26 protein-coding genes are annotated in these 22,571 nt (G+C 37.2%); 15 read left to right on the top strand and 11 right to left on the bottom strand.

Features of this window, described 5'->3' with window-relative positions; translation table 11 throughout:
* The first annotated feature begins 1,357 nt into the window (after positions 1-1,357).
* From H5185_RS04765 to H5185_RS04805, 9 genes are all read left to right on the top strand, one after another.
* The gene (locus tag H5185_RS04765; RefSeq protein ID WP_182741481.1) at positions 1,358-2,485 is read left to right on the top strand and encodes a hypothetical protein; all 1,128 of its coding nucleotides are present in this window, start codon (positions 1,358-1,360) and stop codon (positions 2,483-2,485) included.
* Positions 2,486-2,795: 310 nt separating this feature from the next.
* Positions 2,796-3,125 (top strand): hypothetical protein, encoded by a 330-nt coding sequence (locus tag H5185_RS04770; RefSeq protein ID WP_182741482.1) that lies wholly within the window; start codon positions 2,796-2,798, stop codon positions 3,123-3,125.
* Positions 3,126-3,187: 62 nt separating this feature from the next.
* A complete protein-coding gene (locus H5185_RS04775; RefSeq protein ID WP_182741483.1) occupies positions 3,188-3,490 on the top strand; it encodes a type II toxin-antitoxin system HigB family toxin in 303 nt (100 codons plus the stop codon).
* 9 nt (positions 3,491-3,499) lie between these two features.
* Complete coding sequence (locus H5185_RS04780) at positions 3,500-3,919, top strand: type II toxin-antitoxin system HigA family antitoxin (RefSeq protein ID WP_182741484.1); 420 nt, start codon at positions 3,500-3,502, stop codon at positions 3,917-3,919.
* Between the two features lie 513 nt (positions 3,920-4,432).
* Positions 4,433-4,960: a hypothetical protein gene (locus H5185_RS04785; protein ID WP_182741485.1), complete on the top strand. Its 528-nt coding sequence runs from the start codon at positions 4,433-4,435 to the stop codon at positions 4,958-4,960.
* A gap of 4 nt (positions 4,961-4,964) precedes the next feature.
* Positions 4,965-5,630, top strand: coding sequence for a hypothetical protein (locus H5185_RS04790; protein WP_182741486.1), 666 nt, complete (start codon positions 4,965-4,967; stop codon positions 5,628-5,630).
* A gap of 5 nt (positions 5,631-5,635) precedes the next feature.
* The gene (locus H5185_RS04795) at positions 5,636-5,884 is read left to right on the top strand and encodes a hypothetical protein (protein WP_182741487.1); all 249 of its coding nucleotides are present in this window, start codon (positions 5,636-5,638) and stop codon (positions 5,882-5,884) included.
* A gap of 15 nt (positions 5,885-5,899) precedes the next feature.
* On the top strand, positions 5,900-6,280 hold the full coding sequence (locus H5185_RS04800) for a hypothetical protein (RefSeq protein ID WP_182741488.1): 381 nt from the start codon (positions 5,900-5,902) through the stop codon (positions 6,278-6,280).
* 198 nt (positions 6,281-6,478) lie between these two features.
* Positions 6,479-6,694 (top strand): hypothetical protein, encoded by a 216-nt coding sequence (locus H5185_RS04805; RefSeq protein ID WP_182741489.1) that lies wholly within the window; start codon positions 6,479-6,481, stop codon positions 6,692-6,694.
* A gap of 438 nt (positions 6,695-7,132) precedes the next feature.
* Here the strand turns inward: H5185_RS04805 and H5185_RS04810 are convergent, their stop codons facing one another.
* On the bottom strand, positions 7,133-7,486 hold the full coding sequence (locus H5185_RS04810) for a hypothetical protein (RefSeq protein WP_182741490.1): 354 nt from the start codon (positions 7,484-7,486) through the stop codon (positions 7,133-7,135).
* Between the two features lie 169 nt (positions 7,487-7,655).
* On the opposite strand from H5185_RS04810, the gene H5185_RS04815 reads away from it, so the two are divergent.
* The gene (locus H5185_RS04815) at positions 7,656-8,081 is read left to right on the top strand and encodes a thermonuclease family protein (protein WP_182741491.1); all 426 of its coding nucleotides are present in this window, start codon (positions 7,656-7,658) and stop codon (positions 8,079-8,081) included.
* Between the two features lie 50 nt (positions 8,082-8,131).
* Here the strand turns inward: H5185_RS04815 and H5185_RS04820 are convergent, their stop codons facing one another.
* The 3 genes from H5185_RS04820 to H5185_RS04830 all read right to left on the bottom strand — a co-directional run bounded on the left by H5185_RS04820 (position 8,132) and on the right by H5185_RS04830 (position 13,763).
* The gene (locus H5185_RS04820; RefSeq protein WP_259396165.1) at positions 8,132-8,353 is read right to left on the bottom strand and encodes a TIGR02922 family protein; all 222 of its coding nucleotides are present in this window, start codon (positions 8,351-8,353) and stop codon (positions 8,132-8,134) included.
* Positions 8,354-8,932: 579 nt separating this feature from the next.
* Positions 8,933-11,362 (bottom strand): Ig-like domain-containing protein, encoded by a 2,430-nt coding sequence (locus H5185_RS04825; RefSeq protein ID WP_182741492.1) that lies wholly within the window; start codon positions 11,360-11,362, stop codon positions 8,933-8,935.
* Positions 11,349-13,763: an Ig-like domain-containing protein gene (locus tag H5185_RS04830; RefSeq protein ID WP_182741493.1), complete on the bottom strand. Its 2,415-nt coding sequence runs from the start codon at positions 13,761-13,763 to the stop codon at positions 11,349-11,351. Before H5185_RS04830 ends, H5185_RS04825 begins: the two co-directional genes overlap by 14 nt.
* 104 nt (positions 13,764-13,867) lie before the next feature.
* On the opposite strand from H5185_RS04830, the gene H5185_RS04835 reads away from it, so the two are divergent.
* The gene (locus H5185_RS04835; protein WP_182741494.1) at positions 13,868-14,233 is read left to right on the top strand and encodes a hypothetical protein; all 366 of its coding nucleotides are present in this window, start codon (positions 13,868-13,870) and stop codon (positions 14,231-14,233) included.
* Here H5185_RS04835 and H5185_RS04840 read toward each other — a convergent pair.
* A complete protein-coding gene (locus tag H5185_RS04840) occupies positions 14,208-14,663 on the bottom strand; it encodes a hypothetical protein (RefSeq protein ID WP_182741495.1) in 456 nt (151 codons plus the stop codon). The two genes, H5185_RS04835 and H5185_RS04840, sit on opposite strands and share 26 nt — an antisense overlap.
* Positions 14,664-14,830: 167 nt before the next feature.
* Here H5185_RS04840 and H5185_RS04845 point away from each other — a divergent pair, with 167 nt between their 5' ends.
* Positions 14,831-15,100, top strand: coding sequence for a hypothetical protein (locus H5185_RS04845; protein ID WP_182741496.1), 270 nt, complete (start codon positions 14,831-14,833; stop codon positions 15,098-15,100).
* Here H5185_RS04845 and H5185_RS04850 read toward each other — a convergent pair.
* Positions 15,097-15,681, bottom strand: a complete 585-nt coding sequence (locus H5185_RS04850; protein ID WP_182741497.1) for a hypothetical protein — start codon at positions 15,679-15,681, stop codon at positions 15,097-15,099. The two genes, H5185_RS04845 and H5185_RS04850, sit on opposite strands and share 4 nt — an antisense overlap.
* Positions 15,682-15,847: 166 nt before the next feature.
* On the opposite strand from H5185_RS04850, the gene H5185_RS04855 reads away from it, so the two are divergent.
* On the top strand, positions 15,848-16,438 hold the full coding sequence (locus H5185_RS04855) for a hypothetical protein (RefSeq protein ID WP_182741498.1): 591 nt from the start codon (positions 15,848-15,850) through the stop codon (positions 16,436-16,438).
* Between the two features lie 155 nt (positions 16,439-16,593).
* Here the strand turns inward: H5185_RS04855 and H5185_RS04860 are convergent, their stop codons facing one another.
* Positions 16,594-17,277: an OmpA family protein gene (locus H5185_RS04860; RefSeq protein ID WP_182741499.1), complete on the bottom strand. Its 684-nt coding sequence runs from the start codon at positions 17,275-17,277 to the stop codon at positions 16,594-16,596.
* Positions 17,278-17,334: 57 nt separating this feature from the next.
* Between H5185_RS04860 and H5185_RS04865 the strand changes: the two genes are divergently transcribed.
* On the top strand, positions 17,335-18,288 hold the full coding sequence (locus H5185_RS04865) for a DNA replication terminus site-binding protein (RefSeq protein ID WP_182741500.1): 954 nt from the start codon (positions 17,335-17,337) through the stop codon (positions 18,286-18,288).
* Between the two features lie 162 nt (positions 18,289-18,450).
* Positions 18,451-19,167, top strand: a complete 717-nt coding sequence (locus H5185_RS04870) for a hypothetical protein (RefSeq protein WP_182741501.1) — start codon at positions 18,451-18,453, stop codon at positions 19,165-19,167.
* Positions 19,168-19,198: 31 nt separating this feature from the next.
* On the opposite strand, the gene H5185_RS04875 is transcribed toward H5185_RS04870, so the two are convergent.
* The 4 genes from H5185_RS04875 to H5185_RS04890 form a co-directional block, all read right to left on the bottom strand.
* Positions 19,199-20,596 (bottom strand): hypothetical protein, encoded by a 1,398-nt coding sequence (locus tag H5185_RS04875; RefSeq protein ID WP_182741502.1) that lies wholly within the window; start codon positions 20,594-20,596, stop codon positions 19,199-19,201.
* The gene (locus tag H5185_RS04880) at positions 20,583-21,500 is read right to left on the bottom strand and encodes a hypothetical protein (protein WP_182741503.1); all 918 of its coding nucleotides are present in this window, start codon (positions 21,498-21,500) and stop codon (positions 20,583-20,585) included. Before H5185_RS04880 ends, H5185_RS04875 begins: the two co-directional genes overlap by 14 nt.
* Positions 21,501-21,521: 21 nt before the next feature.
* Entirely contained in the window at positions 21,522-21,728 is a 207-nt protein-coding gene (locus tag H5185_RS04885; protein ID WP_182741504.1) for a hypothetical protein, read from the bottom strand.
* Between the two features lie 2 nt (positions 21,729-21,730).
* A partial coding sequence (locus H5185_RS04890; RefSeq protein WP_182741505.1) for a hypothetical protein occupies positions 21,731-22,571 on the bottom strand: 841 nt, incomplete at its 5' end.

Genomic DNA, 22,571 nt, shown 5'->3' on the forward strand with positions numbered 1-22,571 from the left:
TGACAAGTTTGAGTACTAAACCTGCTCATTGGAGTCTGATTAAGATGACAAGTTTGAGTACTAAACCTGCTCATTGGAGTCTGATTAAGATGACAAGTTTGAGTACTAAACCTGCTCATTGGAGTCTGATTAAGATGACAAGTTTGAGTACTAAACCTGCTCATTGGAGTTTGATTAAGATGACAAGTTTGAGCACTAAAAAGCAGTGTCCAGCGCCTAGATGTCGAGATTAGGCAGTAAAGCCGGTCAGAGTTAAGGTAAAGATGACGTATTTGAGCACTAAAAAGCTGCCTACAGCGCCAAGATGCCGAGTTTAGGTAGTAAAGGCGGTCAGAGTTCAGGTAAAGATGACGTATTTGAGCACTAAAAAACTGCGCCAAGGGCAAGGATGTCGAGATTAGGTAGTAAAACCAGTCGTAATTCAGTCTGATTAAGATGACGAGTTTGAGCACCAAAAAGCTGCACCAAGGGGCAAAGATGTCGAGTTTAGGCAGTAAAACTAGTCAACTTTCAGATAAAGGTGACGTATTTGAGCACTAAAAAGCTGCGTCCAGCGTAAAGCCGTTCATAATTCAATCAAATAAAGATGACGAGTTTGAGCACTAAAAGCTGCGCCCAGGGCAAAGATGTCGAGTTTAGGCAGTAAAACTAGTCAGGGTTCAGGTTAAGATGACGTATTTGAGCACTAAAAAGAGTTAATTATTTACCATTTAAAATTACTTAAAAGCTATGTATAACTTAATTTATTAGCACCTTAACTTGATCAGATTACTGCTCGATGAAGATCATTCTGGGTTTTATTGCATAAATCCAGCGATAAAGTAGCTTTATACTGTTGATAACTCTGTGTTTTTTACTGCTTAATGTAGATCTTGCTAAAATATTTGTGCATAAACCTGTAGATAAAAAATTCTACGCGCAGCACGTTGGTACTCTTTGCTGATCGTTATTGCTACTCTTTGTTGATCCTAATGGTGCTTGGAATTGATCGGAATACTGCCTAATGTGGTTGTTTATGGCGGTTAATAATGCCTTAACTTGATCTTAAATAACAGTAAACCAATGATAGTGTTGAGTTAATCAAATCTCCCCTGCCCTTATTCAATTCCCTTTATAAGAGATAAAGATCATCCTATTACCTATTTTTAAGTTTAAATTCTTACTAAGTTATTGAACGTCTCGAATAAACAAAACTTAACACACATAGAATTCTGATAGATAACAACATAATTAACACATTAAATAAAAAAGATCTGGATTAGGTAGTAATGGATCAAATTAAGGCACTAACAATCTAGGACCCTATTTGTTATCTTAGTTTTAAATCAAAACGCTGGGCTATTTCATGGAAAACAGATTGGCAACTGAAGATTCAAATTGTCTTCTACCTGAATGTGACGAATGTTACCAGCAACAGCTTGATCTGTTTGCCCTGGTGGACGCGCCTGAAAAGCAACTCATCAAAGGCAAGTATGTAAGATCACCATATTCAAATAGTATAGGCACAATTGATTTAATTCCTAGGTTTAAGCGAGGGGAAAACGCAATTGTACCTGTTAGTGGATTGGTAGGTAAAAAACTTAAGATAGAAAATAGATACCGTATAGGCAGGAATGAGCTTGTCTGCCAAATACAACCAGCGGTCATTGAGAGAACTGTCAACGGTGAAAAAGTTGAATTCTACGCATATCCAGGTGATCGCGAAGACCTAACCGAAAAACTGCTTTTTTTAATAGCAAGCAATAGAGGTCTAAGTAAGATTAGAATGCCAGGAGGTGTAGACCGTTTTGGAATATATTTCTCGCTCTATGAAATTCGTGAAGAATTAAAAAAACTGGGTAAAACGAGATCATACGATGTTATCCGTGAATCACTAGTAGTAATCCGAGATTCAAGAACAAATATTTCACAAATTGACGGCACACGAAGTATCACAATTACTCATGATATTTTTGCCGATGCAATTCTTGAGGTTTCAGGTTCAGGTCGAGGTAGAGACAGGTGTTCAATAACATTCAGTGACTACGTGATTGAGCAAATTCAATTACTAAACTATAGGCAATATCCATTCGCTTCTATTAATTCACATCCATCACCGCTAAGTAGATTTATACACAGTTATCTTACAAACAACTGGACGAACGCAGCAAACGGGGTGACACGACAGTTATTTGTAAATGAAGTATTCGCGGCCTTTGGTAAAGATCATTTAACCGATGCTGTTAAGCGTCGAGATATGCGAGCAGGACTTGCTATTTTAGTCAAAGCGGGATGGTTTACAAATGTGCCTTATTCACAGAAAACCCTAAAAAATGGCATGCATGAGCATTATTATGAATTGACGCCAACTGAGGTTTTTGTAGAAGAAGTGATCCGCGCAAACGCTAAAAAGAAAGGGTTGCGAATAATAGATGACAAAGTACGGAACGAGCCTGAATTTACCTTACCAGCTCAAAAAGGCCGTTTATCTGCAGATTTAAAATAGAAGCTCATACAATAACTCTACTAGTTCAATGTTAGTAACCTAGCCTATAGACATTAGCTGCATAAAGAAACGCTTAATGATATATCGCAAGATAATCAGAGTTGTTGCTAATTACCTCAATCTGTTCATTTCACCCACTGGCGAGCTACGCGAATTTGTTGTGCTGCCTGATTAAGTACTCAAAGAGGCTCTGGAGTAGTTCATCAACTGGCTAACCGAGTCCGGCATAAATACACAGCCTGATAAGAACCATTTAAGCCTTGATCCAACCGCACCGCTACTGGTCAATGATTAGGGGTTGCCCTTCTCGATGCAGAACCGTGGCGGCGGAGCCTTGTCGCTTACAGCCATGAATAAATGCCTCGACAAGCTGATCAAGAATAGTGGATTGTCTGAGTCTGGTATAACTCGAATCAGCTTGATCAGAATTGCTTTAGTCAATTCATATAGGGCAGGCATGAGAACCACAGATCTGATGATTGTAACGGGGTTCAGTGCTGAAACTATCAGCACAATACTGGCAATGGATGTAGCTCAGTACAGCCCTATTGTTTATTGGTTTGTTAAGCGAAAAGCAGATAAGGTTAAGCGACTTGAATCATTAAAAATCGCCGTAGTTTCATGGTTTAAAAAAATATAAGTTTACCTATTGTAAACCTTTTAAAGCACTGATATAGTTTACCAATAGTAAACGAGGTTCAAATGCACGTAATATCAAGAAAGCCATTTGCCGATGCAATTAAGAAGTACCCAAATGATGCAGCGGCCATTGAAAGCACTTATAACGTGCTAAACCGAGGGGATTTTAAGACCCCACAGGAATTAAAGGCGGTGTTCGGTTCCTTGGACAATTTTAAGTACAAGGATAAATGGTGGATTATCGACATAGGTGGCAATAATTTACGTATTCTGGCCTTTATCGAATTCAGGCATAACCGAATTTTTGTAAAGCATATCGTGTCTCACAAAGAATACGACCTGCTGTGTAAAAAGTACCGATTATAGGAGGCAAAAATGTTAGTTGTCGAAGAAGTAACTAAAATGGCAGGTGTTATTACATCCCAACTCCCTATCCTCACTGGCATTTCATCTGCTTCGGAGCACAAGAAGGCGCTGGCGATGATGGATGAGCTGATCGAGCTGTACGATGATAATCTGATCCTTATCGAGGCTCTGGGGAATGCCATTACCCGCTACGAAGATGAATCTGTAAAGTTTGAGGTATTCAACCACAGGCAGGGGGAGATTGACTCTGCTGTAGCCACGCTCAAGGTGTTGATGGATCAGTATGGGCTGAACACGACTGAGTTTGAGAACGAGATTGGTAAAAAAAGCATGGTTTCTCAGGTGTTGGCAGGGAAAAAGAACCTGACCCGAGAGCATATTATGAATCTGGCACATCGTTTCGGCGTCAGTCCCGCGATCTTCTTCTAGCTGAAATAATAGGAATGTTGCGAAGAGCCATTAATTGTTTAACTTAATATGGGGAATAGCATGAAAGTTTCAGATTTTAAAGTTGGGTTAATTTATAAAATTCAAACAAAGTTTGGGAAGCGCCAGATGGCGAAATAATCCCAGGTAAAGAGTATGTAAAAACTATTCTTGAGCCAGCAAAAAGATAACAGCTTGTTAGATGGTGAGACTCCACCCGACTCTGTAATAGCAAAATGGCAAGAGTTTGTGCGTGTTGAGTGCAGTAAAAGTAAGAAAGTATTGATAGGGCGTAGAACGCCATTAAACGTACTTCATTTAAGATAAAGTATAATTAATTTGATGGGGAACAGCATATTAAAACTGGTGAAATTATTGATTTTTCTGTTACAGCTAGATGCCCTCACTGTACTGAAATTACGGCAGTGAATGAAGGTGAATTAAGATCTAAAGAGGCTGTGTGTCAGCACTGCGATGAAAGCTTTTCAGTTGAATTAGATATATAGGATTTAGCGCATGAATTCTTTTAATGATATACCACTTCATAATATTCTTGACTCAGGAGAGTACGTAGAAAGCATCCAATACCTTGCTGATTGGCTTGGTAAGTGTCTTGACATCGATACACGATTTTCATGCGGTTTGTTTCGAGGTGATGATCCTGAAGGCACAGGTATAGCGTATGAGCACGAACAGGGCGAAAAGTTAACTGAACATTTAACTAAAATAGCTTCTTCTAGTGACATTTGGTATTTAACTTTGTATCGAAATTTCTCTAGAAATGAAGATAGTATTTTTAATGAACTATATTCGCAAATGGAAAGTGATCTAGGTTTTGGTACGGTTGAACTACAGGTCGCAATGGTACGACTGCTGCCTAATAAATCAAAAGAAGACAGTATTGAAAGTATCGCACCTCCTCTTCAAATGGAAAAAATGTATCCAGAGTATAGAGTGGCCGAAGAAGATGCATTCGAACTATTAAGTGCTCTATATACTACTTACAAAGAGTGGGAAGACGAACAAACGGGTGAAGAGGGTTGAGTATATGAACTATGAAGACGAAATGGAAGAAATGGCTAAGTCCATGAATTATGCATTTCTCCATGAAGAAACCTTGACGGCTAACGAGCTTAGAGACAAAGCCACCTCACTCACGCATCGGATGTTTGCAGATAATGCCAATATAGAGCAAATAGGAGTCGAGTTGAATACGTTAGCTAAGGAGATGATAGGTTTCGAAAGCCAGATTATTAATTTCCCAATCTTGAATTTCTTATATGCTGATATTGGCAGAACCTTGCTAAATCTACAAAGTTTTGAAATAGCCATCCAATACGCACTAGCTGGAGTTGAGGCAAACTTAGCACATGATGATCAGGAAGGTATTACGGCAAATAAGAGAGTATTGCTGGATGCAGCCTGCTTCAGTGAGGCTAATGAACATGCTCTTAAAATGCTTGAAGATAACCCTGAACTCAACGATCCACACTTACATCAACTCATATCTGGTCAGCCCATTAACGCGAGTTCTGAACAGAAGTTTGAAAAGTTACTTCGGACGAAGAAGCGACCTAAAAGTCTCTACTATTGCCTGGATAAAGAGAAGGGCGCAGAAGAGAGAGCCATTCGCACTGTTATGCGTCAGATGGGGGATTCAAGGGCTACCGTTTTAAAGTACCTTGCTTCCGCAAAGAAGATGAATAAAGAGTAATTTGTATGCCAAAACTGATAGCAGAATGCAAAGAAGATAAGGAGCTACTTGATAGCTTATGTCCAAATGAATTAGCCAGATTTGAGGAATGGTTTCATGAGCTGAACCGGATAAATGCAATAGCAGATCGAGTTTATTACAACGGCGAAAACTTAGAGTCGTCAACGGGTATCAAGTGTTGGTTTGACTTCTTTGTTAACGGAAATTCACCGAAAGACGCACTCGATGAAGATTACCAAGCGGCAATAAGCTGATAGAGGATATAACTAATGACTGTGCCTTTGTGGGAAGTACAAAGAAAGCTACACGCAGAAGGTGAGCAAGCGATTAGGTTTTCCGTCCATAAGTTCAACGGGTATAACAGTGGCAAAGAAACTACGCTAGAGGAAGCTGTACGTTGCATGGCTTTTCAATCACGTTTTGCAGCTACCCACTCATTCGTTGAAAGTAAAACAAACGAGCCATTAGATTTGCGAATTGAAATAGCTAATCAAACAACTGTACCTATGTTGGGTGAGTTTCTATCAGTCTACATATCAAACGGTAATGAGAGATATTTATCTCAGTTTATTGTTACTGAAAGTAAGTCGCACTATTTCTTTTTAGACTTTAGCATGGCAGCAGCTAAGGCTAAATTGGTAGAAGTTTAGTGACTTAATCTGTTTATGGGAAAAAATCGATATGGATGAAGTTAAAGCGTACCCAGTAATTATCTATGAGTGTGAATGCCCACACTGCGAAGAAGTAAATCGACTACCCGATGACGATTGTATTTCAGGGGTGGTTTTCGAACACGAATGCACTTCTTGCACCCAAAAATTTCCAGTTAGATTGATATAGGAATCAGCATGATGGAACAAGATCTCTTACCTGTCGATGAAGGCAGAATAGCTTTTCAAAATAGGGTATCTGAGAACCCATATCCAGAAACTTCTTGGAAACATAATGAGTGGCAATTTGGTTGGGATGCTGAGGAACAAGTAAATCCTGATTTGTATGATCATGCTGCTGGTAAATTTACAAATCAAAATTCGCAGTTTTCGCCCAGTGAAAAACGCAACTAAACGCTATTAACTAAAATTAAATTAGAAATGACGATATAGGATTGAGGGTAATATGAAAAAAGATCCACAAATCAAAACGGACAGATTGCTTCTAGCCTCTGTGCCTATCGGCGGGTTTGTGCTTTAGCCGGCAGTAGGGATAAATGTTGGAGAGCTTATGGACTTTAATATGTAGGTTAAAACGAATGCTCATTACCATTTTTAAATACGGGTGAGCCTTTCTCTTTTAACTCACTTTCACGAACGCACCATGCATAATTTATGGCATTCAATTCTGCTTTGTGATCGTTATATCTTAACTCTAGAAGCTCACACTGCTTGTCTAATGTATCTAAGCACTTACTATGACGGAACTTGTAGAGATATTTTGATTCAAGTTCTGTCAAATTCTTAGTGTCTATATATTCCAATCCTTTCCCTGCCTCTATTTAGTTAGTATTAGTAGCTGTCATTATCAAAGCTAGAGTCAAAAGTGTCATCGCTAAAACCAGTATCAATACTATCGTTAAATAATCCGTGATAGTCGTTGAACTCAAGATGATGATAAACTGGATCACTTAGCCAATCATCATCTGATTCGTTTGTGCTTGCATCATCATGCTCACTAATTGAGTCATCTAGTAAGACCCTGTTAGCCTTGTTTAAAGCTGGGTCGTTAGTTTGTATTGGTGATTGAGTATAATCGTTTTCATTATCATCGTTGCCCTTACCAAAAATAAAATGTACTGCAAAAAATATTACCACAAACAAAGTTAATTTGGGGTAAGGTAGAAAATCGATTAGTGTATCCATAACGCCTCCTGGAAACCCGTTGATACTTTATTCTACAATAGAGTTTTATTACCACAAGGTAATAAACATTTTATTATAAAATACTCCACGACCCTTTTTTTATGCCAGTAAGTTAAACGTCACCATCATAATTAATCAAAATCGGAATTTAATTTTAAAGGACGTCGATATGACATTAAAGATAACGTTATTTGTAATAGCTTTACTGACAAATCAAGTTTTGGCTGCTGGTGGCGGTGGTGGTGAACCCGCTTACATTGTAGATGTTGTTAAGATTAAATCTGTTTATGATGGTGACACATTTAGAGGGTACTTTGATAAAAATAATCAAGAGCCTATACGCATTAAAGATGTTGATACTCCTGAAATAAATGGGAAATGTGAATCCGAAATATCAAATGCATTTGCGGCGCGAGACTTTCTAAAGAGCACCCTAAATAGTGCTGCTAGCATTCAGCTGGTGGACCCTAGTAGAGACAGATTCAATCGTGTTTTAGCGAAGGTTTTAGTCGATGGAAATGATTTGGCCAGAATAATTATTAACTCTGGCCATGGTAGGGCTTGGACCGGACGAAGAGAGAGCTGGTGTAACTAAGTAAAGATACTAAATGGAAGTATGAAACCTTCAAATCAAGATTGAAATTATTAAGCTACATTCTTATTTTTTAACTCAAACCTCTCACCCAATGAGTTTAACATTTCCACTTCACCCTTTAGCACAGCGACAATAATTTTATCTTCCTTAAATTCTTTTGGGATGATAACCCTCCCCGAACTACTCACTGGCATGTCAAAGAGAACTTCGGCCAAAGGGCTGATTGATAGCTCTTTTGTGTAATAAATTACTGTTATTGTTTGTTCGGCCATTATTTTGCTCCCGTGCATTTAATTATTGTATTTCCAGTGTAATTTGTATATTCAGTTATAGCCGAAATATCATATTTATTATTACCTATCATCATCTTAGGTAATTTTTGTGTAGCTAATTTTACCTGGTTGTGGTCAATACATATAAGCTGGTCATTTCCATCGATATATAATGAGAAATCACTTCGTTTAACGTGATTCAATTCGTGATAAAGGTACACAATTAGTGCTTGTCGGTTTTCCATTAAAAATGGTGATATTTTAATCTCATGGCCATTCACACGCTTATTTGCTTCTGCATAAAATGAAATGGATTGACTAAGGATTGGTCGAAGCCACTCGGGGTAAATGAACACTTTATAATTAATGTTCTTTATCCCGCAGAAATTTGAATCAACGAGGCATATATCATTCAAAACATCATTTATAACGCCCTGTTGATCTTTGTTTAGATTCTCTGTGTTTGAACTACAAACTACATATTGAAGATAAATGGAAAAACCTATTCCAGATATGGCGAGAACAACAATGCTCAGAGTTATTTTTGACAATAACTCCAAGTATCTAGATTTCAGCCAGTTAGTTCTCATAGGAGCTATTAATTTCAGGGACATCTATTAAGAAAGAAGCCTTACCAACTTTCCCCTCAGCGGGATAAATATCAATCTGTAAGCTTCCATCTTCCACCGGTGTTGCTGTAAATTGCACTGTCTGTCCCGCCGATACTCTTTGGCCACCAACGAAAATGTCATATTGGGCATCCGATCTTAATGTGAAGAATATATTTTGTGGTCCAGAAGCCAAATGGCCTTCACCCGTTCTCAGTGGGCCAGTTTTAACAGTTGATACTGACTCATTTAATTTGTTCTTTATCGATTGCGGAACCGACAAAGTACTCATCGATCCTAATTTAAGTAAATTAGGTGGCTGATAGGTAAAGCTCACGGATTTCTGGGATAAGTTTTTATATTCATCCATCGCAACTACTGTCAATTGATAGGTATCCCCTGACTCTAATGATGGATAAATCCTTGGATACTCCAAAGCAAAGCTATCTACTGATATTGGTCTAGTTGCCAGATATACATTATCGCTTGCAGGGCCACCATTTAACTGCGCAGACACAATTGAATAGCTCGATAAGTCTGAAATATTGATAGTTAATTCACTTAACCCAATGATTTCCGTGAATACGTCACTATTATCATTTAGAATTTTAATAATAGGCGCTTCTTTATCACTTTTGTAAGAGCCAACTGGTTCGGTTGTGATATTTCCATAAGTGTCTGTAGCTAATAATTGTAACTGATATTTTCCATCAGGGATTTTCGTTAAATCAAATGAATACTCATAGCTCGTTCCATTTCTAAGTGAACTAACTGGAGATAGTTTTTTACCTTCTCCATACTCTAATACAGTTGATTTTAAGTTTAATCGATCAAAGTAATAACCTGCCCCAGGCTGTTCTACTTTGGTAAATACCATTTTCGCGGCTTGGTCATATACAACATCATAAATAATTGGTTTAAGTTGAGCATTCCATGTTATCTCCCCCCAAGTAGGGTTTGACATTAGTTCAGGTGTAGAAATATCCACTGAATATATTGAGAAGTTACCGTGCAAATATCCTGTGGTTCCATCTTTCAAAGAGGCGTTAAAAACACCTTCACATGAAGTTTCACCTGCAGGGATAATACATGAAGAACCATGGATGGCATTTTGGGCATAGGATCTTGCTTGAGCTGTAACCCTAAATTTTGTGATAGTTAGAGGCAGCTCAGATACTTGATATAAAATAACTTGATTAGCTCTTATCCATGTATCATTAGTATCTATATAGTATTCAACATTTGTTAAAACCGGTGTTTTTGGGGCTGAATCATCTAAGGTTAATGAGTAACTGACACCCCCGCCCCCCCATTGGCCGAAGTTATTCCAACGTAGATAATTCCCGTTAGTATTACCAAATGGTGCAGTTGCAACAATGTAGACGTTATCGGCATCTTCTCCTACGATAGTATTAGTACCTAACGCATTTGATAAATAAATTCCACCAGCCCGATTACCTGACCAGTTATTTTTTGGTAATTTAAAGGCCATTCTAATAGGATTAGTTTTGACAGCACTTCCGGCAACGTAAGGTATAAACCCTTCTAAGCCAGGGCCTAGGACATTGTTAGAATCAGGTTCGAAATAACCGAGTAAATTAGGCGCATTTGTAACATTATCATACATCATCCCTTTACTTGGTAATGCGGCCTGGTTCCCTGCTATATCGCTAACCATTACATTCATAGTATATAGCGTATCTAAGTCAGTACTTGGAAACAGTCCTGACTTATAGTCAAGATATGCATAACCATTAGCACTGTCATATTCAAAATTTCCGGTCTTGATTAAAGCCCCTTTCGGGTCGGTCATAGTAAATTGGATGTCTTTGATTCCGGATGCTGAATCATTAAGGTCTAAAACACGGATGTAGTTTCTTTCAGAACCGCCACTACCAAGTAGCCAATTTGCAGAAGTTGTACCTGCCACTCGACCATAAGAACCATCACCAGTAGCATACCAATCCCCAATTGATGGTGGAGTTATGTCTATAGTGAAGTCTTTTTCTTCTACGCTGATAGTTTCATTGTTAACGTCTAACAATTCGGTTTTGTAAGAATAGTTGCCATCAACTAGTATAATTTTAGATTTTAACGATTTTCCATAGAATTCTCGTCCGAAAAATTTAATTCGGTCTGAAACGGAAATAACATTTGAGGTTATCGTATCTAATATCGCCCCGCTGGAATTACTAATTGTTACCCTGACTTTACGGTCTAATCCAGCTGATACAACAAAGTTTAGTTCTGAGCGTGGATTAATAAATTTTTCAGTAAACGAAACTTCTTTATTTCCCCCTGTAGTCACCGAGTCCGGAAATGAAAAGCCTTCAATACCCGCAAAAGTAGTGAATGTTGGCGCTATACAAAGAAAGCCGATGAATATTTTATTTATTTTCACTTTGATCACCATAAATAGATTTAATCTGTGGGATATCTACCAAAAAGGAAGCCTTACCAACAACACCACTAACTGCAGGGTAGACAGCTTCATCTATCTGACCCAATTCATTCACCATCAGTTTCAATGTAACTGTTTGTCCTGGGTTGATAGTTGCCCCTCCAACAATCACAGGAAAGCTAGCGTCCGTCCTTAGTGTCACTTGAGCATCTTGTTCACCCGTTGCAAGCTGGCCGTCATTAGTTCTAAGCGGCTCTGTGACAATTCGTGATACTGGTTCATTATTAGTATTTAAGAGCCTTTGGTTAACCACTAAGGTCGTTAACGGTTCAAGTCTTACTAAGTTAGGAGGAATATAGATAAATGAAATCGACTTCGAAGATTGATTTTGTGCTATATCACTAATGAGAACTTTTAGGCTATAACTTTCATTATCTTCAAGTGATGGGAAAATACGAGGATATTCGAGCCCAAAACTTTTCTCAGAAATTTTCCTTGTTGCTAATGATACAGAGTCTGAAGTAGGCCCCCCAGAAAGCAATACAGAATCGACATGAACTTGACTCTGGTCTTGTACATCTATGACGATTGATTCAAGACCTATTAGTGATTCACCAGCAACTAAATCTAAACCTGTCACTGTATTTTTTAAGTTTATAACTGGTTTTGTTTTATCATTAAGGTAACGGCTTAATACCCTTTTACGTACCTCATTTCCATAACCGTCAATGACTACTGCTTCAACATCTAAAAGACCTTCTGGTAATTGACTTAGAGAAAACTTTGCAATGTAACGGTTGTAATCTGTTTGTTCACGACTATTAGAGCTCAATCGTGTCGTAGTATTATTCAAAGTTACATCTAAGTAAAAGCCTGATGTAACCCACATGCTAGAACGCCAATCGTTAACCCGATCTTGGTCTAGAACCGAAACAATTATTTGTGAACTACTAACTTCAATATCAGTAATCTGTGAAGGGTTGAAATCCCAATAAGTAAGGAAATGGCCCATATGGGTACTAAATCGACCATCATAATTACCATTTACTGATGACTGTACTGAGTAGGAGTATGGAATGTATCCTCTATCTGTTGAATACACTATATTAACGTCCATTTCACAGCTTGTTTCTCCAGGTTCAATTAAACATGACCCCTGACCACCTAATACAACCTTCTGCTGATATCCACGAGACTTAGCGAATCCCCTTACTTTAGTAACGGTAAATGGTTTTGATAGAGTCATATTGCTTGAATTGCTCCATTTCCCGTTCGGGCCAATGTACTCCAGCATAGGGCTTAAATTTTCGGGTCCTGCTTCGACATTCTCTGCTAGAACAACTTTAGGTTGGGTAGAATGATAATTAGTGTAATAGCCTCCTGAAGTTAAAAAATTCCAGTAAGTGTAGGCTGCAGGGCTTGTTACATAGATTTCGTTATATACAAACTCACCTTCTAGTATGCCGGAGCTTGTCCAACCATATTCAGTTCCATTATATTTAACAAAATCAGATGCTAAACGTTGTAACCTAAATTTAGTCGGATTCTCATAAACCTTCATACCAGAAACATATGGTTCCCAAAGTGAAGTCATTGGGTTCCATACATCACTCAATATCAACGGGTAAGTGCTATTGTTTATCGAGGAAACCCTTGTCATTTCAGAGTAGTTTCCAGCTTTGTCATATATCCTAAAACCGACATTGTACTTATTCTGGTTTATTGGAAATAAGTTTGATGGAAAAGAGTTGATTTGCGCTTTCATTGCAACAGGATCGAATGTTGCGGATGATGATAATAGTGGGGAGCTTTTATTTATGGGTTCGGCAATAAATTCAGCATGACTTAGACCTGAGCCATTTTCATTATCTGAAATGCCGTTGACCGAAAATTCTCTGAAATTATGAACACCAAAAACGTCAATTGTTCCGGTTGCAAACGAGTTGTATTTGTACTGAAAATCAGTACTTTTTTGAGGTGCCATTGTGTCAACAGATACCAGCTGCTGCCAGGTATCAATTAGCTGATCAGTTACGGAAAATAATGATACTTTAAACGTATATGGCCCATCATTGCTTAATGGGATTGCTATTTTCTTTCCATAAAACTCTTTATTCTGAAATCCTATACGGTCACTGATATCAATTACAGCCGAATCTGAGCTAAAAACAACGGTAGACCCATTTGTTACTTCAACACGTAACTTTCTATCAAGGCCGGCTGATACCACTAATTTAACGTTCCCATTCGGATTAATGTACTCTGCAGTATTGGCTGCTTTTACTACTTCAGTACCAATTGCATTTTTATACTCAAAACCCTCAATAGCAGCTAAAACAGGTGTCGATATCACAACCCCCATTAAAAGCAAGCTTGAGACAATGCTATTTTTTGTGTTCATAACTACTTACTCTTTCAGTATAATGAAATGTGTTGGTGCGATTGTATCAGATCACGAGAAACTTAAAAGATTAAATAACAAGCAGTTCTAGAAAGGTGGTTAATATGCAAAGAGCAAGTTCAATGGTATGTATCTCATTCCTATTTTTTGCTACTTACGTAGATTCCAGTGGGTTAGATGATGACTTATTGAAATGGACTCAAAATGCTAGCAAAAAAGGGGTTTTGAGTGGGTGCGGTAAGGCAGCTGGTGGGATTTCCGCACTACAACGAGCGGTGATTAATGCAATTCAGTCAGTCGAGCAGAAACAAAAAAAATGGATATCTGGCTTAGAAATAAAGGGTCCGACAAGCTATAACGTTGACGTCCATTCTGCCTACTCAATTGATGCAAACGTAGACATTATTGATGAAGCCATTTTCTCAACCGTAACATGCGTCACTATTACATCAGAAAAATGGAAGATTTAAGTTTGTTAGAGACTTTTTTTGCTTTATTTTTGTCTGTTGTTTCAAAAACAAAAAAAGATTCGCCTACTTCAGTTTGCATGTAAATTTTCCAATTGGCAGCAAGATTATCATAGGCCAATTTCGAATCAGTGATATCACCAATATATTCAGCTTTTCGTTTTATATTTATCATAAAAAGAAAACTTTTTTTTGCGTAAAAGGTGTGATTACGCTCATCGATATAGAGCTCAGTTCTTAACCCAAATGGTATAACCGCAGCGATAAAAAGGTAATAGCTGATTGGCCATATTTCAAACTGGCTCGTTAAGTTTATAGAGAATGAGCCTAGGCCAAATAAGATGCAAAGAAGCGATAGCGTTAACACGGGTCTTGGTAGAGTAAAAACTGATAACTTTTTGACCAACTTACCATCAACAATGTCGAAATTCATTTTAGTGTCTCACATCACTCTCAAAATGATTAATTGAACATACTGTAAAAAACAAGTTCAATATGATTCTGCTGATAATAACACAACTCGTAGTAATCGTAAGAAAATTGAATTATATTCCCTTTTGAAAATTAATATTGTAGGTATCAAGGACTATTCAAGCGAATATGGAAGAGATAAAAAACATTTGTTTTAAAGCGTTAGATGCTGGCAATAGATGCATTGTGGTCATGGATAAAATTAGTATTAGCAACCCCAGTATTGAGCATTATTGGGTTAAAGTTACTACCGAAACACCAACAAACCCTAGACATGTGCTGACTACAGTGCCGAGTAGTACGTTAAATAGAAAAGAAGCTATCGGTTGGGTCGATAAGATTAAATCCTATGACCCAAGGATTGAGAGTGTAGGTGATGGAAGGTTGGAGTTAATCTAACTTTTTACAACCTTTTTTGACAGCGTTTTAGATATAAGCTTTAAAACGATTTCAGGTGATAAGTTACTGTAATTTCTCATGTAAATATCAATAGCATATAATGACAAAGATAGTGCGTCATCAAGGCTAATTGGCACAGCAACAGCCTTTTTACCACCTTCAGTTATATTCATAAAAAATTTGTTACCTTGAAATTCTATTTTCATAGACTTATTTTTTTTAGCGCCATGATTGTTAAATTCAGCTTTAGAGATCATGCCAACTAGTACACCGATGAAATATGGGATTTCACTTCGGGTTAACTGCAAAATTATTTTGTCGTTCCATTGATAATAGCGAGGCTTATTCTCCAATGAACGAGCACCTTCAATCGTTAAAGTGTGATACTGGTCTGTTTTAGTCTTAGTTGTGACAACTGTAAGCGCTGATGATGAACCATAGATGCAGACGTTCTTCTCAAATACTCTTTCGTTATCGTTTTGGGGTAGATCATTTGCCTGCTGGTTATTTTGAGAGTAATCAGTTTGAGTATCAAACGAGCTTAATTGATTATCACGGCTTTGGGCATAAAAGTGGGTCATGTGTTAATCCTGATTTATTAAATTAACACCATTTTTCCACACATTTATTTTGGTACAAGGATTTGAAGTGAAATATTTTAATTTGTCTATTTTTGATGGAAAAATTTCATAAGCTTGCAGAAATCAAATAATGTGAAATGATGATTGAAACCAATACAAGAGAGATATGATGAAGTTGATAAATGATGGCAGTACATCAGCAAGACAGGTTTTAACGATGTTAACTAAAGCATCGGTTGAAATTTTGTCTAATGATGATATAGGTACCAATGCTAACAATTTTGTTCTGCTAAACATTGTTAGTGATATTAATGACTTTTCCCCGATAATTATTGCGGATTTTATGATGCCATTATTGAGTAAAACCATTATAAAAAACCGAAAATCACCTTCAGACGCCATAAATTCAATAGTGGACATATTATCTCACTCTATAAAAGGATTTGAAGTGAACGCTATGGGTATAGCTTTTTACTTAAATGGTCATCTTAGTGTGATAACAGAATCAACGAATGGTGTTCGATTAGCTAAGTTGATGGCTTTCAATATTACAGAAGATAGCATCAATACTGAATCATCGAAGGATATCAAGCCTCCTGAAGGTAAAGGTATGTTCTTCCCTGAACGTCTTATAACATTGGATTCAGATGGCATTAAAGAGGTAGAAATGTTGAAGAAAATATTCACTACTGTTTTTGAAAATGAACTGGTACCTGAAATAAAGCCCGAAATTATTCCTAAACGATTATTGCATTAACGAACTCATTTGGTTAATCGATAGTAATTAGCACCATCACAGTTACATTCACCCAAAAATATTTTTTTACACCATAGGCAAGCCTTGACCGGTTTGCCTTTGCTATGTTGTGTATTTCTTTTATTTCGCTTACTACAATGTCTCATATATGTACCTTAATAGACAAAATCTACCCTTCTATCAATATCAAATTCTGATATTGCTACGTTTGATGAGTATGATTCTCCATAAGATACAACACTTATTTGCTCTGGGTTTACCCCTAAACTAACAAGTGCCTCAGCTACACTAGCTGCTCTTCTTTTGCCTAGCCACAAGTTGTATTCTGGGTCACCTTTTAAATCAGCGAAACCAGCTAGCATTACACGTGCCTCAGGTGTCGCCTTTAGAAACATTGCATTTATATCTATAACTGAATTAGCATCTGATTTGATATAAGATGAATTATGTCCAAATAGTATTCGGGAGCGTTTGGGGGATCGGTTTATTATCTTATTTGATTCAAGATTTAATACCGCTGATATAGCTTTACTGTAATCATCAACCACGACCTTTATTCTTGGCTTTTGGCTGATAGCTAGCGCGAGCTCTTTGTATATAACTCGATATTTTTTGAGGTCATCTTCTCGACCCGTATTCAAAGCTTCTGCTTCTGCTTGCTTTGTTAATACTCCTAGCTCTTCAATTGTACGTAGTGGTGGATGAGCAGTCTTCTTAATATTGGTAAAAGGGGGAGTTTTTAGGTTATAATTTTTTGACAGAACATTTTCATTGTAGCCTTCGTTATTTGAGCATGAAGCTACTAGAATAGTACATAACGCTATTGATAAATTTCTCACTTTCCTTCCCTCTAACACACTTTGTTGTAGGTGAAGTATAAGGTTGATAACTGTTCAATGCAATCGGTAGAAATGGCCACAGTAGGTTTTGTTATAATGATAAATAATAATAATAATTTAGATGAAAAGCTTGGTAGACAGTGGGAGAAACTGAAAAGTCGGATTATTTTAATGCAAAATGCATTTTGCCATACCGACTATATTGCCTGTTACTATTATAGTTTACCTCCTATGCTATCTTCTTTTGAAAAGCAAATGATTGAAAAAATACCGGTCATTAGATATGAAGGTAAAAAAGCAGTTTATTTGTCTAGTGCAGCTTTTATAAAGTTTTTTATTATGCCTGATTGGTCAAGCAAAATGTCACAACGATATCCAGGGGTTATCCAATTCAGTGTTAAACATAGTGAAACAATAGGTAAGCTTTTAAGCGACATCAATGAGTCAAAAAAAGAGCTTTGTCAGACAATTGACTTAATTCCTACGCAAAGAGCTAAAAGAGCTGCTATGGATGGGCTCATGTCAAACTCATCTACTAAAGCAATCTTAAGGTTGATCTCAATACTACATGATGATTTTGATGATTTATCTAAAGTTACATTCCATTGGAATCATCGGCCTAATGTGAGAAAAATCTCTGTAAGCTCTGCTATTTCTCAGTTAGAACTAATGAAGAACAAACCAGAGGGTAATTGCGCAAAAGAGATATGGAAACGAAAGGTGGAGTTGAGTATAGATAAACTGAATAACTTACCAATGGATCATTCTTTGCGCATAAAAAGGCCTACTAAAGCGCAGCCGATGGTTAATATCCGTTCCGAAACGCTGGGGTGGATGCAATATACTGCAGCCCTACCTATTGTGATTTTTTCGGACAAAAAGATCGACTACGAACATCTTATCGCTTATGACAGTTTGTATAGAAGATCTATTAGAAATGATTCAATTTTGGGCGATGAGCCATATATTGAACAATTGCCAATCTATTTGATAAACGAAAACAATAGGTAAATTAATTACTTGCTCCTATAGTGCTATAGACTTATACAACTAAATTTGTGAGTTAACTACATTTTCGTGTACTATATTACAACTACAAAATTTTGCACATTCAAAAACTCATAGCATTAGATTGATTTTTATCAACGCTAAATAATTTGTTTTGAGGATAATATGAACATTAATAAAAAAACTCAAACTAATGATGAAGGTCCCGAGGACTCGAATGTTCACGGCTTCACCTCAGAAAGTGTCGTTGTATCAAATAGAGTACCTGAGCGTTCTACAAAAGTAGCTTCGTATTTAGATTGTTCTGTCTATGCCAGAGCGTGTGGTATAGAGACTATGCGACAATGGTTTGATTATCATCGTGTAAAAGAAGGTGGCAAACCCAGGCCTCCTGGAATTCCAGGTGATCCTAGTCATCAATACCGTGAAGTTTGGAAAGGTTGGCCACAATTTCTAGGCACTAACAATGTAGCTTCTGCTCACCTTTCTGATACCGCTATGTCTTTAACAGATGCCAAGGCATGGTTTATTAAAAATGAAATACAAACCGTAAAACAATTTAGAGTGTTATGTACTGAAGGTTTACGGCCTCCAACTATCCCCGCATGTCCTGAGAAGTTTTATAACGTTAAATACTCGGAATTGCTGGCACCTAAATCAGGTCGATATTTAGGTTTTCACGAGGCGAGAAACTTTGTACACAGTTTTGAATTTAATGACTATTTAGAATTTAGGGCTTACAAGAGAAATAATCCCGAAATGTTTGAAAAGATTCCTAGTAGCCCAGACAGAGTTTATATGAAGTCATCGCCTCCAGAATGGACTTCTTGGCCTGATTTTCTGGGGTATAACCGTATCACTAGAACCCGTTTAGAAGAATAATAAAAAGCCACTATTTATTAGTGGCTTTTTATTAAAACATATTTTTATTTGGTAAATTAAACTTGATCCACAGGTCCATAGACTCCGGTGGAGCGCCTTTTGCGAAATAGTTGCACTCACCCTCCCGAATATAAATTGATGGAACTCTTACTTCATTGAGAACTGTACCTAGAGGGTTTATTGGTTGTTTACTTTCTAATACCGGTGTTATTTTCTGCGACCAATCACTTATTTTTACCAAATCACAAACTCTGATTTCGTTAACGTAGATTTCAACACTCATATTGTTAAGCAACCACAATGCGCCTCTCATAGTACAATCAAATTCTGTATCGCAAACTAGTTCTTGGCCATCGATTGACCATGGAAATAAATCTTCGGTTTTGACCTGGCTCAATTCACTATTAAAGGCAGTATCACAGATCCCAACCATAATAAGGCCAGGATAACGCTTAACAGCTAACGCAACGTTTTTAGACGTCGGAAATTCATAAGTAGAAATTCCACTTTTAGATTCTGCACTATAATAATAAGCATCACCCCTAACCTGTTGGCCATACGAGTTTATTAAGCTTTTCTGTGAAACCTTCATATCGAGATACATGTGGCTAAATATAGGGCCACAACCCTTAGGGTTACTAACGTGCACAGCGTAACTGTTAGTTAAAACTTGATCATATAACAAAGATTTGAGTGCCATATCTGCATTGAAGTTCGATGTGATTTTCAATTTGAAATACTCTCCAGTTTTTTCTGAATGAGTTTTGAAAATTGAAGAATCTACACCTTTTTGAAACAGTTTTATGATAGAAGTGGCCAATACTTTCGCTTCTTCTGCATTATTCATTGTATCGGGAGTTAAAGTAGCGTCTATTCGGTTATCGTTTTCAATAGGTAAAGTAGTATTAGCAAAACTATCTTTCAACTCTAAAATTGCTTCAGAACTACTTACTAATGCTTTCACATAAACACTGCTGCTAGAAGAGTGGCTGTTTTCGGCTATTGACATCATTTTATGATAATTTGTGAGCAATAGGGCTCCATTATCTAATATCAAATCAATCGAATCATGAATATAGTCATTGAACTTATTAGAATCTATCTCTACTGATACGACAGTCTTTACGCAGACTCCGAACGGATGCGCTTCACATTTGATTGTTCGTTGTTCAGTAATATGATGTGATACAGGGTAAGTGTTTACAAGCATCTGCTGTAACTTGTTGTTTATTTTCTCCGGCACAAATTCTTCAGCTGCAGCTTTCTGTAATAATGTAGTTACTGCCATGAACTCGCTTACTAATCGCCCATCATTTGGAGAGTCAAATTCACTAAGTTGATATTCGTATGATTCTGATATTATCTCACCCGAAGCATAATTGTGAATCAATAGTGTAAGTACAATAAAAAGCCGTTTATAGATTTTCAATTTTAATTACCTTATTATTCAAGGTGAGAGAATGAGTGTTTTTTTTGTTAATTACTGGAATATTTATAGATTTGGAACCACTTTCAATTATTCTTCTAAAATTGCTTTTATGAACAACTATTGCAGTTCCAGACTCGTCCAGAATAGTACTTACTAGTATGAAGTCGTCTATAAGTGATTCGTTATAGAAATGGTTAAATAGTATGATTTTTTCATGCCTCTTCAGAGACATATAAATCTCCTGATCAACATAAAATTTCACCTCTAAAACTCCATTACTGTTAAGTGAAAGGTCATATTCCTGAATGAGATTATTTGTTAGTGACTTGATTTGTAAATTGTACCAATCCATCCTAGCAGATTCGTTCTCTGAATTAGTCGTTCTTTGCTGTTCGCTCTTTTGAGCTAAAGACACACTTAGATGTTTAGGTTCTGTTAATAAATCAATGTATTTACGATTGTTGTTTTGAGGATTGTTTCTCAACTTAAATTTATGAATGGTTTCTGCAACCCATTTAGATTTTGAGTAATTAGGGTTGACCTCTATGGTGACATTTGCTGAAACGTCAAAGCAGAAAGAAATCTGATGTTCACAAGGTGTATATTTATACTCATTCTGCATTCTTATAAATTCAAAGTTACTGTCTAGCAAAATTATTTCTTTAAGCTCTGAGTCTCCTAACGTTGATAAAACGCCGATTTCTACATGGGTAACTCTTAAGTAATCAATAGCTTTATCTATAGCTACCTGCTCTGCTTGCTTAATTGCTATAAGTTTTGAATCATAAAGTGATACACCATTATCCATCTTTACAACTGCTGAACCACCAAAACTCATAGCAACTGCAGAGCTCTGTATTGAAAGTGGCAATAAAAGGATTATTGTTAAAATAGCAGGTTTCACTTTATTACCACCTTATAGATTTTATTGTAAAAACTTAGCCTTAAGTGCGCCTAAATGTTCCTCACCAACTTCATTGAAAAAGTCTAGATTTGCCCTAACATAACCACCAAAACTTGCATCTACATTTACCAATGCTGGTGGCATTATCGTAGTCGTTTTTAGCCCTAAGTATGCACAAAGCGCTAACGCGAGATACGAATAACCGCACATTTTAATTATAATAGACATTGTTATCCCTTCATTATCACATTGGCACCTTGAGGTATGCCTGTATTGTTATTTGGTCCTAAATCTGTATTTGGACCTTGTAGTTGCAACCCCGAAGGTAAACTTATAGAGCTACTATTTACGTGTGTATTGTCAGAGCTTAAAGCTGATTTCATGCTCCAACCTTCAGCCTGTGCTACATCAAAATTTGTTGATAAAGCAGACGAATTGTACATTTCCTTGCTCGACGCTGATGCCTCTGCTGATCTGCTTTCTACTTCAACTACCTGTATTTCCACCCTCTCTCCCGTACTCGAAAATGTTTGGGATGGATTATTTTCGTTACCATTTTGAGTGCTTGAAACTACGTTATCATTAGTTGTAGTTGCTGCAAGGTTTTGACCTGAAATTTGTTCCTCATTTGATCGCGTAAGCACACTGCCGGTGTCTGCAGTATTATCTTGTTGGTTATAAGCCGTTAATGACTGATCTGCTGTACTGTTATTACCTAAATCAGTTTTATAACCGTCCTCTGTTTGCGATTGAGCGAAATTATTATCTCGATTAATTGAAGAACTGTTAGCTTGTTCGGATTCTGAGCTGTGAATTTGAGACTGATCAACTAAGTTACTAGCTAATTGAGGCTCTACTCTTCCTTCTGCAATATCTTTATTAGCTGCACTCCCATTTTGATTTGCCGAAGAAAGCACCTGGTCTTCAGCTAATAAATGAGTTTTTTCTAAGCTTTGAGGTGCCTCAGTGGTGTTATTCGCAGCCGTTGCAGCAAGTGTGCCGCCATTATTCGCCGTGGCATTGGCAAACTCAGGTTTTGCTAATTCAGTTGTTGACTCTGCTGTTTTGGCC

This window comes from Shewanella sp. SG44-6 (assembly GCF_014164185.1).
GTDB classification, from domain to species: Bacteria; Pseudomonadota; Gammaproteobacteria; order Enterobacterales; family Shewanellaceae; genus Shewanella; species Shewanella vesiculosa.